Source organism: Halomonas sp. (genome assembly GCF_033549285.1).
GTDB lineage: Bacteria > Pseudomonadota > Gammaproteobacteria > Pseudomonadales > Halomonadaceae > Halomonas.
This window is the reverse complement of record NZ_JAWSUJ010000111.1, coordinates 1-12,270: the sequence shown is the minus strand read 5'-3', so window position 1 is coordinate 12,270 and position 12,270 is coordinate 1. Positions and strand designations below refer to the sequence as shown.

At 70.6% G+C, this 12,270-nt stretch carries 14 protein-coding genes; 3 read left to right on the top strand and 11 right to left on the bottom strand.

Annotation, left to right across the window (positions count from 1 at the left end):
- Positions 1-221: 221 nt before the first annotated feature.
- Together SCI24_RS18450 and SCI24_RS18445 are read right to left on the bottom strand one after the other, a co-directional pair.
- Positions 222-1,610 (bottom strand): lysine 2,3-aminomutase, encoded by a 1,389-nt coding sequence (locus SCI24_RS18450; protein ID WP_318726770.1) that lies wholly within the window; start codon positions 1,608-1,610, stop codon positions 222-224.
- A 235-nt stretch (positions 1,611-1,845) separates the two neighbouring features.
- A complete protein-coding gene (locus SCI24_RS18445; protein ID WP_318726769.1) occupies positions 1,846-2,088 on the bottom strand; it encodes a DUF2798 domain-containing protein in 243 nt (80 codons plus the stop codon).
- Positions 2,089-2,193: 105 nt separating this feature from the next.
- On the opposite strand from SCI24_RS18445, the gene SCI24_RS18440 reads away from it, so the two are divergent.
- Both SCI24_RS18440 and SCI24_RS18435 read left to right on the top strand, forming a co-directional pair.
- The gene (locus tag SCI24_RS18440; RefSeq protein WP_318726768.1) at positions 2,194-3,018 is read left to right on the top strand and encodes a carbon-nitrogen hydrolase family protein; all 825 of its coding nucleotides are present in this window, start codon (positions 2,194-2,196) and stop codon (positions 3,016-3,018) included.
- A gap of 29 nt (positions 3,019-3,047) precedes the next feature.
- Complete coding sequence (locus tag SCI24_RS18435; protein ID WP_318726767.1) at positions 3,048-3,572, top strand: macro domain-containing protein; 525 nt, start codon at positions 3,048-3,050, stop codon at positions 3,570-3,572.
- 144 nt (positions 3,573-3,716) lie between these two features.
- Here SCI24_RS18435 and SCI24_RS18430 read toward each other — a convergent pair whose 3' ends face one another.
- The 3 genes from SCI24_RS18430 to SCI24_RS18420 all read right to left on the bottom strand — a co-directional run bounded on the left by SCI24_RS18430 (position 3,717) and on the right by SCI24_RS18420 (position 6,582).
- On the bottom strand, positions 3,717-5,024 hold the full coding sequence (locus SCI24_RS18430) for a TRAP transporter large permease (protein ID WP_318726766.1): 1,308 nt from the start codon (positions 5,022-5,024) through the stop codon (positions 3,717-3,719).
- Positions 5,014-5,490, bottom strand: coding sequence for a TRAP transporter small permease (locus tag SCI24_RS18425; RefSeq protein WP_318726765.1), 477 nt, complete (start codon positions 5,488-5,490; stop codon positions 5,014-5,016). Before SCI24_RS18425 ends, SCI24_RS18430 begins: the two co-directional genes overlap by 11 nt.
- Before the next feature lie 75 nt (positions 5,491-5,565).
- Complete coding sequence (locus SCI24_RS18420) at positions 5,566-6,582, bottom strand: DctP family TRAP transporter solute-binding subunit (protein WP_412930175.1); 1,017 nt, start codon at positions 6,580-6,582, stop codon at positions 5,566-5,568.
- Positions 6,583-6,790: 208 nt separating this feature from the next.
- On the opposite strand from SCI24_RS18420, the gene SCI24_RS18415 reads away from it, so the two are divergent.
- Positions 6,791-7,651: a DMT family transporter gene (locus SCI24_RS18415; RefSeq protein WP_318726764.1), complete on the top strand. Its 861-nt coding sequence runs from the start codon at positions 6,791-6,793 to the stop codon at positions 7,649-7,651.
- A gap of 1 nt (position 7,652) precedes the next feature.
- Here the strand turns inward: SCI24_RS18415 and SCI24_RS18410 are convergent, their stop codons facing one another.
- From SCI24_RS18410 to SCI24_RS18385, 6 genes are all read right to left on the bottom strand, one after another.
- Complete coding sequence (locus SCI24_RS18410; RefSeq protein ID WP_318726763.1) at positions 7,653-8,198, bottom strand: DUF192 domain-containing protein; 546 nt, start codon at positions 8,196-8,198, stop codon at positions 7,653-7,655.
- Between the two features lie 10 nt (positions 8,199-8,208).
- Complete coding sequence (locus tag SCI24_RS18405; RefSeq protein WP_318726762.1) at positions 8,209-9,357, bottom strand: ABC transporter ATP-binding protein; 1,149 nt, start codon at positions 9,355-9,357, stop codon at positions 8,209-8,211.
- The gene (modB, locus tag SCI24_RS18400; protein ID WP_318726761.1) at positions 9,350-10,018 is read right to left on the bottom strand and encodes a molybdate ABC transporter permease subunit; all 669 of its coding nucleotides are present in this window, start codon (positions 10,016-10,018) and stop codon (positions 9,350-9,352) included. Before modB ends, SCI24_RS18405 begins: the two co-directional genes overlap by 8 nt.
- The gene (gene modA, locus SCI24_RS18395; protein WP_318726760.1) at positions 10,018-10,818 is read right to left on the bottom strand and encodes a molybdate ABC transporter substrate-binding protein; all 801 of its coding nucleotides are present in this window, start codon (positions 10,816-10,818) and stop codon (positions 10,018-10,020) included. The genes modB and modA overlap by 1 nt, the downstream gene beginning before the upstream one ends.
- A 122-nt stretch (positions 10,819-10,940) precedes the next feature.
- The gene (locus SCI24_RS18390; RefSeq protein WP_318726759.1) at positions 10,941-11,669 is read right to left on the bottom strand and encodes a GntR family transcriptional regulator; all 729 of its coding nucleotides are present in this window, start codon (positions 11,667-11,669) and stop codon (positions 10,941-10,943) included.
- 92 nt (positions 11,670-11,761) lie between these two features.
- Positions 11,762-12,270, bottom strand: a 509-nt coding sequence (locus SCI24_RS18385) for a pyruvate kinase alpha/beta domain-containing protein (RefSeq protein ID WP_318726758.1), incomplete at its 5' end; no start/stop codon positions are given.

The following is a 12,270-nucleotide window of genomic DNA, read 5'->3' as shown; positions in this document are numbered from 1 at the left end:
GACCTCTTCCTCAAGCTGATCAAGAAACTGGTGCCGGGATGACCGGCAGGGTGCTGTCCCCGGCACGAGATAAACAATGGGGGTAGGGGGCAGTGCGTCTTGAAGGCGGGTCATCGATCACAAAGTGACCAAATCTCGCGCCATCCAGCATGAAGAGCTGGCCTGCTCAGCCGCCAGGCCGAACTCGCGACACTGGTGCAATATCCAGGCTAGGGCACGCCTCACGACGCCTTCATGATCAGCGCCTGCTTCGCATCCTTCATGGCGGCGAACTCGGCCTCGAAGAAGAACTCGCTCTCCCCCAGCGCCGGTTCCAGGTGGTTGAGCCAGGTGGCTTCCTCGTCGTATTTCGCGAAGAACGGCCGCTGTACCCAGTCGCTGTCACGCCCCTGGATGAAACGCAGCACGAAGACCTTCTCGCCCTGGATCTCCGTCACCCCCTGGATCTCCACCTTGCCCGGATCGGCGGACATCGACGGCCCACGGGCAGTGCGCGCCAGGCCCGGCACCTGCTTCATGGCCTCGCGGTAGATCTCCCACGCCTTGACCAGCGGCACCTCGAAGTAGTGGCGGGCGCCGGTGTCGCGCTCAACGAACATGTAATACGGGATCATCCCCAGGCGAACCTGGGAGGTCCACATCCTCGCCCACTGGTCGGCATCGTCGTTGATGTGGCGGAGCAATGGCGCCTGAGTGCGGATCTCCGCCCCGGTGGCCCGGATGCGTCGGATCGCCTCGCGGCAGATGGGGGTATCCATCTCCTTCCAGTGGTTGAAGTGCGCCATGAAGGCGACATGCTTGCCGGCCGCCGTCAGCTCGCGGAACAGCGCGAGGATATCCTCGGCGTCGGGATCGGTGACGAAGCGGTAGGGCCAGAAGGTCAGGCTCTTGGTGCCGATGCGGATGTCCTGGACATGGTCCAGCTCCGGTGCCATCAGCCCCTCCAGGTACTGGCGCAGGTGCTTGGCCTTCATCACCATGGGATCGCCGCCGGTCATCAGCAGGTCGGTGACCTCGGTGTGCTCGGCGAGATAGCGGTGCAGCGAGTCCGCCTCGCTGGAGGCGAACTTCAGGTCCTTGTCGCCCACGAACTGCGCCCAGCGGAAGCAGAAGGTGCAGTAGCTATGGCACACCTGCCCCTGGCTGGGGAAGAACAGCACCGTCTCGCGGTACTTGTGCTGCATGCCGGGCAGCGGCTCGCCGTCGAGCAGCGGCAGGTTGAGATCCATCTGCCCTGCCGGGTGGGGGTTGAGCTCGGAGCGGATGCGCTCGATCACCGGCTTCATCTCGGCGGCGGGGGCGTCTCGGCGCACCAGCGCGGCCACCTCCTCGAAGTGCTCGGGGCGCAGCATGCCGCGCTGGGGGAAGGTGAGCTGGAAGACCGGGTCCTCGGGCACCTTGCTCCAGTCGATCAGCTCGTCGATCACGTACTCGTTGACCCGGAACGGCAGCACCTGGCTGACCACCCGCATGTCGAAGCGCAGGTCGTCAGGCAGATGCTGGATGGCCTCGATCCTGTCCAGCTGGCGGTGGGTATAGACCTTGAACTGGCGGGCCTCGAAGGCTTCCGCCCGGGAATCGCCGAGATCGATGTTCACGCGCTGGTTCATGCCACCTCCTGATGTCGTTGTGCGGCGGCGCGGCCATGGGGCCCTGCACGGCGGACGAAACCATCCGCTGCGCCGGCAAGCAACCGGGGCACCGCGAGTCGGTTCGGGGGGTGGCCATTGGTACAGGGTCGCCGTCGTCGCTGCAAGTTTCTGCACCGAATTGCAACGAATGTCACGCCCCTGACAGGCAAATGCAACGAATGTGCAACACCACAGTCGGCGCGAGGCGTCCGGTTCAGCCCCGCTGCCGGGGGTGGCGGATCAGCAGTGCGGCCAGGCGCTGCAGGCGCGGCGCGCCGAGCAGGATCAGCATGAAGGCGATCGGCCAGGCGATGTAGAAGGCGCGCCACCAGCGGCCGGTGAATCCGTTGCCCAGGCCGGTATTGACCCAGGAGATGACGAAGGTCATCAGGGTAACCATGTAGATGGACATCAGCACGGCAAACACCAGGGGAGCGAAGCGCGGGGGGAAGAGCATCGGCGACTCCGGACAAGAGAAGGGACAGCGGGTAGACTGCGCATGGTACGCCAGCGCCCCGGTGGATGCCGCGCGGTGCGCCCATGGGTCGCAACAGGAGCCCGCATGCAGCTACTCGCCGGCCAGATCGCCATCCCTCGAACCCGCAGCCGCGAGGAGCAGCGCACTCACCTGCACCGCGTTGTCGAGCGCATACGGGGCGCCTGTGCCCGGGACACACCCGACCTGGTCGTGCTGCCGGAACTGGCCGCCCAGGAGTACGGCGACGACGCCTTCGCCTGCCTGGAGGCGCTGGACGACGACCTGGCAGGCCCCATCGTCACGACCTTCACCGACCTGGCCCGGGAGCTCGGCACCACCATCGCCTTCGGCATGGCCCGGCGCGCCGGTCGCCGGCGCCATATCAGCCAGGTGCTGGCCGGCCCCGACGGCCGACTGGCCGGCGTCTACGACAAGCTTCACTGCGCCCAGTTCGGGGCCTCCGGCGAGGCCGCCCACTTCTCGCCGGGGGAGCGGCTGCTGCTCACCGAGGTCGCCGGCTGGCGGGTCGGGGTGGTGATATGCTACGACCTGCGCTTCCCCGAACTGGCCAGGCGCCTGGCCGACGCGGGCGCCGAGCTGATCCTGCACCCCGTGGCCTTCACCCGGGACTTCAGCTTCGCCAGCTGGCACGCCTTCGTCACCACCCGCGCCATGGAAAACCAGCTCTACTGGCTGAGCCTCAACCGGGCCGGGCAAGACTGGGGCCAGTCACTCTTCTGCCCGCCGCTGGTGGACGACGACCACCCGTCCCTCGCCTTCGGCAGCGACGAGCAGTGGCGCTGGCTGAGCCTGGATAAGCAGGCGATTGCCGCGGCCCGCGCGCGCCTGCCGCTGTCCCGGGACCGCCGTGACGACCTTGATGTCCTGCCGCTCTGGCGGCCAGACTGAACCGCATCAGCCACCAGGAGGAGAGCGTGATGGGCACCATCGAATGCGTCCAGGGCGATATCGCCCGCCAGGCCGACATCGACGCCGTGGTCAATGCCGCCAACGCGCAGCTGCGCAGCGGCGGCGGCGTGGCCGGCGCCCTGCATCGCGCCGCGGGCCCCGGACTCGCCGAGGAGTGCCACCCGCTGGCGCCGATCCGCCCCGGCCAGGCGGTGATCACCGGCGCCCACGGGCTGCCCAACCGCCACGTCATCCACTGCCTGGGGCCGGTCTACGGCGTCGACGAGCCCGCCGACGAGCTGCTGGCCGCCTGCTATCGCAACGCCCTGGAGCTGGCCGAGCGCGAGGGCATCCGCTCCATCGCCTTCCCGGCCCTCTCCGCCGGGGCCTTCGGCTACCCGCCGGCCGAGGCCGCCCGCGTGGCGCTCGCCACCGTGTTGCAGACCCTGCCCGAGTGCCCGGGTATCGAGCGGGTGCGCTTCGTGCTCTTCGATGCCGACAGCACCGAGCTGCACCAGCGCACGCTGGCCGCCCTGGAGAGCGGGCAGCGCTAGGCATTAGCCGAAAACTGGCTGCGCTCGGCCATACGTCGTTAAAAATCGACTCAAAGTACTCATTTACACCTCGTAAACTCCGTCTTTTCGCCGATTGTTGCCTTGTCTGGCCTTCGCTCGCCGACTTTTCAGCCAACGCCTAAGCTATCCCAGGTTGTAGCCCAGCACGCGCGGCAACCAGAGGGCGATCTCGGGGAACACCGCCACCAGCAAGAGTGCGCCCGCCATGGCCGCCACGAACAGCAGCGCCCAGCCCAGGGTCTGCTCCAGGCGGACCTTGGCGACCTCCGTCGTCACCATCAGGTTCACCGCGACCGGCGGGGTGAACTGGCCGATGGCGATGTTCATCGCCAGCAGGATGCCGAACCACACCGGGTTCCAGCCGAAGTGCTGCATCACCGGGATCAGGATCGGCATCATGATCAGGTAGATGGAGATGGCATCCAGCAGCATGCCGGCCACCAGCACCGCCAGCATGATCAGCACCAGCAGCAGCGGGCCGCTGTCGGAGAGCCCGACGATCCACTCCGCCAGGTGGCGGAAGGTGCCGAGCATGGTGCCTGCCCAGGCGAAGATGCCGGCCAGGGCGATGATCAGCATCACCACGCCCGAGATCACCGCCGCCTCGCCCAACAGCCCCCAGAGGTCCCGCCAGCTCATCTCCCGGGTCAGGAAGAGCCCCACCAGGGCGCCGTAGGCGACCGCCACCACGGCCGCCTCGGTGGGGGTGAAGAGCCCGCTGCGCAGCCCGCCGAGGATCAGCACCGGGGCGAACAGCGCCGGCAGCGCCTGCTTGAAGCTCTCGCCCACCCGGGGAAGCTCCGCTCCCTCCACGGGCGTTCCCCCTTCCCAACCATGGCGACGGGAGACCAGCAGCGCCGGCCCCAGCAGCGCCAGCCCGGCCAGTATCCCGGGGAAGAGCCCCGCGGCGAACAGCGCCCGCAGATCGACCCCCGGCACCACGATGGAGTAGAGGATCAGCGCCACCGACGGCGGGATCAGGATCGCCGTGGAGGCCGAGGCGGCGATCAGGGTCGCCGAGAAGGGCCGAGGATAGCCGGCCCGGGTCATGCTCGGCAGCATCACCATGGCCACCGCGGCGGCATCGGCGGGGCCCGAGCCGCTCATCCCGCCCATGATCATGCAGACCAGCACCGCCACCAGGGCGAGGCCGCCGTGGCGCGGCCCGATCAGCGCCTGGGCGAAGCGCACCAGCCGCGCCGCCACCCCGGCCCGCTCGAAGATCAGGCCGGTGAGGATGAACAGCGGGATGGCGATCAGCGGGTACTTGGCGATGCTGTTGTAGGTGTTGGTTCCGAGGGTCGCCAGCATGGCCGGCGACAGCCCGGAAAGGATCCCCACGGCGCCGGCCAGGCCCAGCGAGAAGGCCACCGGCACCCCGGCGATCAGCAAGCCGGCGAAGGCCAGCAGCATCCAGAGGTCAGGACTCATCCTCGAGCCTCCCGCGCAGGCGGTCGCGGGTCTGCTGCAGCTGGCGCAGCAGCATCAGCCCCGAGAGCAGCGGCAGCCAGGCGAGGTACCACCATTGCGGCAGCCCGAGCCCCGGGGAGAGCGAGCCCCACTGGAACTCCTGCCAGGTCATCCTGGCGCCGAACCAGGTGATCAGCCCCAGCACGACGAGTCCGCAGCCCCCCTGGAAGAGGATCAACGCCTTGCGCGCGGCCCCGGGCAGGGCACGCTCCAGCAGGCCGATGCGGATATGGCCGTTGCGGCGCAGCGCCACCGAGGCGCCGGCAAAGGTCAGCACCACCAGCAGGAACACCGAGAACTCCTCGGTGAAGGCGAAGGAGCCGCCGGTGAGGTAGCGCACCAGCACGTTGGCCAGGCTGATCAGGCCGATGATCAGGATCGCCAGGGTCGCCAGCAGGCGCTCGGGTCTTGCGTCGGGATCTTTCATGGGTGTCGCGGCGTCATGGGGTGGGAAACGCCATCGGCCCCGCTAGGGGGCCGATGGCACGCTTGCTCGGGGAGCTCACTCGCCCTGCATGTCGGCGCGGGCCGCCTCGACGAGCTCGCTGCCGATCTTGGGCACCCACTCGTCGTGGACGCTCTCGGTGGCCTCGACGAAGGCCTGGTGCTGGGCCTCGTCGAGCTCGGTGACCGTGACGCCGCGCTCCTGGATCGCCACCAGGCGCTCGGGCTCCTCCTCGCGGGTCATCGCGATCTCCCAGGCGCCGGCTTCCTCGGCGGCGTCCCGCAGCAGGGTGCGCTCCTCCTCGGAGAGGGAATCCCAGACCTGCTGGTTCACCGCGAAGACCAGGGGGTCGTTCATGTAGTTCCACAGGGTCAGGTGCTCCTGGCCCACCTGGTCGATGCGCGCCACGTCGAAGACCGAGAGCGGGTTCTCCTGGCCGTCCACCGCGCCGGTGGTCAGCGCCGGCTTGGCGTCGGCCCAGCTCATCTGGGTGGGGTTGGCGCCCAGTGCCGAGAAGGTATCCTGGAACAGCGGCGAGCCCACCACGCGAATCTTGAGGCCGTCGAGGTCGCCCGGCTCGTCGATGGGCCCGCGGGAGTTGGAGAGCTGGCGAAAGCCGTTCTCGCCCCAGGCCAGGGGCACCACGCCGCGGGACTCGATGGCGGAAAAGACCATCTCGCCGGCCGCACCGCCGGTCACCGCATCCACGGCATCCAGGTCGGCCATGAAGAAGGGCAGCGAGAAGAGGTTGAGCTCCGGCACCTGGGGCGACCAGTTGATGGTCGAGCCCACGGCGGCGTCGATCAGTCCCGAGCGCATGGCGGAGAACTCCCGGGTCTGGTCGCCGTTGACGAGCTGGGAGTTGGGGTAGACCCGCAGGGTCAGCTCGCCGTCGGAGCGCTCGGCCACCAGCTCGGCCCACTTCTCGGCGGCCTGGCCCCAGGGGAAGGCGTCGGAGAGCACGGTGGAGACGGAGAGCTCGCGGGCCTGGACGGCAGAGACGGAAAGCGAGAGGGAGACGGCGGCGACACCGGCCATAGCGGCCAGCCGGGTCGGGTGACGAGACGAGTTCATGGCGTGTCCTTGCAAGTATCGGGCTCTGGGCAGGTCCTTGCGGCAACCTGCCCGGCGTTGTTGTGTGGGGCGTCATCGACGCCGCGAACCTCAAGATGCCCTGTCATCCCCTGTTCATGCAAGGCAGGTCGCCGCCCTGCCCTGTCCCCGGGTTCAACGCACTTGCTATGCTGTGCCGCTTTTCCCCTTTCCACCCCGAGGAGGCGCCGTGCCGCTCCGAGACCTGGCCCTGGGCCTCGCCGTCATCGTCATCTGGGCGCTGAACATCATCGTCATCAAGCTCGGGGTGGCCGAGCTGCCGCCCCTGCTGCTGACCACGCTGCGCTTCGCCCTGGTGGCGGGGCTGCTGGTGCCCTTCCACCCGGTGGCGCGACACCAGCTGCCCTTCCTGCTGCTGCTCTCGGTGACCTTCGGCTCGCTGCATTTCGCCCTGCTGTTCATCGGCCTGGGCCAGGCCGAGGCCGGCACCGGCGCCCTGCTGGTGCAGATGGGCACGCCCTTCGCCACCCTGCTCGCCGTGGTGTTCCTCCGCGAGCGTCTGGGTCCCCGGCGGCTGGCCGGCCTCGTGCTCTCCTTCGCCGGGGTCGCGGTGCTCGCCGGTGGCCCCACCCTGCCCTCGCCCCTGCCGACGTTCCTGCTGCTGGCCAGCGCCCTGGGCTGGGCCGTCTCGCAGCTGCTGATCAAGCGCGGCCCCGATGTCTCGCCCATGGCGCTGGCCGGCTGGGTGGCGCTGTTCGCCACGCCCCAGGTGGCGCTGGGCTCCTGGTGGTTCGAGCAGGGCCAGTGGCAGGCACTGGCCGACGCCGGCTGGGCCGGCTGGGGGGCGGTCTTCTATACCGCCGTGATGTCCTCCATCGTCGCCTACGGCCTCTGGTACGGGCTGCTGCGTCGCCACCCGGTCAACCGGGTGGTGCCGCTGACCCTGCTGATGCCGGTGCTGGCCGTGCTGCTGGGGGCGGCACTGATGGGCGACAGTCTGGGGCCCCACAAGCTCGCCGGGGGCGGGCTGGTCATCGCCGGCCTGGCGCTGATCGTGCTGCGCCTCGGCCCCCGGCGCCCCGCGGGCTGACTCACTGGGCCGGCGGACCGGCGCAGAGCCCGCCGTCCCCCGGCCAGCTGACGCAGTCGCCCGCGGCCACGCCCATCGCCTCGAAGGCGCCGGCATTGACCTCCAGGGCCGCCCGATAGGGCACCGCGGGGCGCGTCACCGGGCACTCCCCCGGTCGGGAGGCGATGCACGGCTCCATGCGGTGGATCTCGGCGATGCGCCCCGCCTCGTCGATGAAGGCGATGTCCAGCGGGATCCGCGTGCGGTACATCCAGAAGCCGTTGCGCGAGGACTGGGGGCGGTCGTAGAGGAACAGCATGCCGGCCTGCTCCGCCAGCTGGTCGCGTTCCATCAGGCCACGGCTGCGCTGGGCAATGGTGCGGGCCACCTCCACCTCGAGCCGCCGGGGCCCCTGCTCGCCGTGGATCACCAGGGGGACGGTCTCGAGGGTCCGTGGCTCAAGATCCGGCCCCGAATCGGGCCCGGCGGCGGGCAGGACACGCGGCAGCAGGGAGACGGCGGGCAGCAGGGCCAGGCCCAGCAGCAGCTGGCGTCGGGTGGTCTTCATGGCGGTTTCCTCAGCGGTCGGGGATCTCGGGATGGGTGACAGGAGCGCCGGGCATCAGGTGGATGCCGGCGGCCAGCAGCGAGACCCCCACCGCCTCGCCGCGGGCCAGGCCGTTGCGTCGCGCCGCATGGGTGGGGAGCTCGAAGCGCAGGGTATCGTCGCAGTGATCGAAGGCCAGCGCCACGGAGGAGATGCCGCCCAGCACCGCCATCTCCACCACCCGGCCCTGGACCGGGTTCTCGCGCTCTCCCCGCGAGGGGCGTCCGCGACGATGGAGGACCACGTCCGAGGGCGGCAGGTACCAGCTGACCCGCTGCCCGGGCACCAGGGCCGCCAGGCCCTCCGCCACTTCCAGGCGCCAGGGGCCCCATTGCAGGCGGCGCCCCTCCTCGTCCTCCACCACCGTGCCGGTGAAGACGTTGTGGCGGTCGAGCAGCCGCGCCACCTCGGGGCTCGCCGGCCGGCGAAAGAGCTGCTCGGCCGGCGCCTGCTGCAGGCTGCGGCCGGTGTGCAGCACGCAGAGCCGGTCGGCCAGGGCGGCGGCCTCGTCGAGGTCATGGGTGACCAGCACGATGGGGATGTGGATCTCCTCGCGCAGCAGGGCGAGCTCGCGCTGCAGGCGGCGCCGGGTGACCTGGTCCACCGCCGAGAAGGGCTCGTCGAGCAGCAGCACCCGCGGGCTCCTGGCCAGGGCCCGGGCCAGGGCGACCCGCTGGCGCTGGCCGCCGGAGAGCTCGGCCGGCAGCCGGCCGGCCAGGCCGTCGAGGCGCACCCGGGCCAGCCACCCCTCGGCGGCCCGGACGCGCTCGGCGGCGGGCAGGTGATCCAGGGCCACCATGACGTTGGCGCGGGCATCCAGGTGCGGGAAGAGCGCATAGTCCTGGAACACCAGCCCCACGCGACGCTGCTGGGGCCGCAGCGAACGCCCTGCCTCGGCGTCGAACCAGGTCTCGCCGGCACAGCGGATCACGCCCCGCGCCGGCCGGTAGAGCCCGGCGATGGCCCGCAGCAGGGTGGTCTTGCCACCCCCCGAGGGGCCCACCAGGGCCAGCAGCTCGCCGGGCTCGCAGTGGAAGTCGGCGTCCAGCGGGATCGGCCCGGCCTGCTGCAGCTGCACCGCCAGGCGGGCCTGGCTCTTGGTCGGGTCCGGCTCAGCCACGGCGCCACCTGCGGCGTCCTGCCAGGCCGTAGACCACCCCGATGGTCAGGAAGGAGACCAGCAGCAGCATCGCCGACATGATGGCGGCCCCCGACTCGTCGAAGGCCTGGACGCGGTCGTAGATGGCGATGGCCAGGGTGCGGGTCTCGCCGTCGATCGCCCCGCCGACCATCAGGATCACGCCGAACTCGCCGAGGGTATGGGCGAAGGTCAGCGCCAGCGCCGAGACCAGCCCCGGCCACACCAGCGGCAATTCGATGCGCCACAGGGTGCGGCCGGGCGAGAGGCCGCTGCACCAGGCGGCCTCGCGCAGGTTGGGGGGAATCGACTCGAAGGCGCGCTGGATCGGCTGCACGGCGAAGGGCAGGTTGGCCAGCAGCGAGGCGAGCAGGATCCCGGTGAAGGTGAAGTTGAGCCCGCCGCCGGACAGCGACTGCCAGAGGCCGCCCAGGGGCGCCTCCACGCCGAAGGCCTGCATCAGGTAGAAGCCCAGGACCGTCGGCGGCATCACCAGCGGCAGCGCCACCAGCGCCTCGCACAGCGGCTTGCCGCGGAAGTGCGAGAGCGCCAGGGTGCGCCCCAGCCAGAGCCCCAGCGGCAGCAGCAGCAGGCAGGTCAGTCCCGCCAGGCGCAGCGAGACCGAGAGCGCTGTCCAGTCCATCAGCGGGCGTCGCCCTCGTCCGGCAGCCGGAAGCCATACCCCGCCAGGATCTCCCGGGCCGCCGGCTGCTGGAGCCAGGCGTAGAAGGCGCGGGCGGTCTCGCCGGCCCCCTCGATCAGCGCCATGCGCTGCACCAGGGGCGCGTGCCATGCCTCGGGGATCAGCACGTGCTCGCTGCGCTCGGCCAGCGCCGGCGCGAGCGCCAGGGACCAGGCCACCAGGCCGCCGCGGGCCTCGTCCGCCAGGGCGAAGCGCGCGGCCTGGGAGACGTTCTCGCCGAGGATGCGCAGCGGGGCCGACGCCTCCCAGAGCCCGGCATGGTCGAGGGCCTGGCGGGCCGCCACGCCGTAGGGGGCATGCTCGGGATTGGCCAGTGCGATGCGCGGCCTGCCCTGCCCGGCCCGATGGGCGTCGATGGCCTCGCGCACGCCGGCCAGCGGGTCGTCGTCACGGGGCAGGCCGTCGCGTCCGGCCGGCTGCAGCCAGGCCAGCCGGCCCACGGCGTAGACCACCCCCTCGTCCTCGGTCAGGCCCGCCTCGTGCAGGACACGCACATAGGCCTCGTCCGCGGAGAGATAGAGCTCGAAGGGGGCGCCCTGGCGGATCTGGCGCATGAAGTTGCCGGAGGAGCCGAAGTTCAGGCGCAGCTCCCGCCCGGTCTCGTCCTCGAAGCGTTCGGCGGCCTCGGTCAGGGCGAACTGGAGGTCCGAGGCCGCCGCCACGGTGGGCGCCTCGGCCAGGGCCGCAGGCGTCGTCAGGGCGAGCCAGGCGACGAGGGTCCAGCGCAGGGGAGAGAACATGCGAAATTCCCGAATTGCGATAGGGTCGCTGCATTGTCGACCAGGCCTGCCCCGGGGGACAAGGCGAGGCCGGAAAACCCGCCCCGCCCCTGGTGCGGGTCAGGCCCTGGCCGTGCCGGCGCTCAGGCCTGCTCCCGGGAGCGCCCGAGGATCGCCATCAGGTCGATGCTGGCCTCGCGGGGGCTCAGGTCCAGCAGCGCCTCGAGGCTCTCCAGATGATGCCGGATGACCTCCCGGGCCGCCTCGGCATCGCCCTGCTCGAGGGCCGCCAGCAGCGCCGTGTGATCGCCCGCCAGGAAGCAGGAAGCCGGGTTCGGCCGCTTGTAGAGGGCGATGACGATGGAGGTGCGCAGGATCAGGTCGGTGAGCATGGCCCCCAGCACACGGTTGGGCGAGTGCTCGGCCAGCAGGTGGTGGATGGCCAGGGAGTGCTCGATGCGGGCCGGCTCGTCGCCCCGCCCGTGGGCCTCGATCTCGCCCCGGGCCTGTGCCGCGAGTCGGGCGTCCGAGGCCGCGTCGAGGTGGCCCGCCAGCAGCGCGGCCACCTCCCCCTCCACCAGGCGGCGGGCCGCGAAGGTCTCACGGGTCTCCTCGATGCTCGGCGCGCGGACCCGCGCCACCTGATTGGGGCGCTGGTCCACCACGTGCTCGGAGGCGAGCCGGGTCAGGGCCTTGCGCACCACCGAGCGACTCACCCCGAAGACCTCGCCGAGGGTCACCTCCGGCAGACGGGTGCCGGGCGGCAGGCGCTGCATCAGCACCGCCCGGCGCACCTTGTCGACGATGTCCCGGTCGCTGATGCGACTCCCGGCCCTGACCTCGGCCAGCACCTCCTCCTGCCACTCCTGCATGCGATGTCCCCTGCCTGTTCCTGCCCCCAGCATCTCACCCCGCCAGCGGAATGACCACATCAAACAGGTTCATTGTATACAGGATCCATGGCTCAGGCACGGCGATGTGCCGGGGTGACGTCGAGGATCTTCAGGGTGTTGGTGCCGCCATGGGCGTTCATGTGGTCGCCCCGGGTGAGGATCACGTGGTCGCCGGGCTCGGCGATGCCCTGCTCCACCAGCCGATCAAGCGCCCGGTCGTTGAGTTCGGCGGCCGACATCTCGCTGGTGTCGAAGGGCAGCGAGACCACCCCGCGATAGAGCGCCATGCGCCGCTGGGCCACCGGGTTGTGGGCCAGGCCGACGATGGGCAGCCCCGAGCTGATGCGCGAGGCGATCAGCGGCGTGTAGCCCGAGGCGGTCATGCAGGCGATGGCGGCCACGCCTTCCAGGTGGTTGGCGGCGTACATGGCGGAGAGCGCGATGGTCTCGTCGATCTGTGAGAAGCCCTCGTGGATGCGGTGGCCGGACTCCTGGATGCGCCGCTCGCGCTCGGCACCCAGGCAGACCCGGTCCATGGCCGCGACGGTCTCCACCGGGAAGTCGCCGGCGGCGGTCTCGG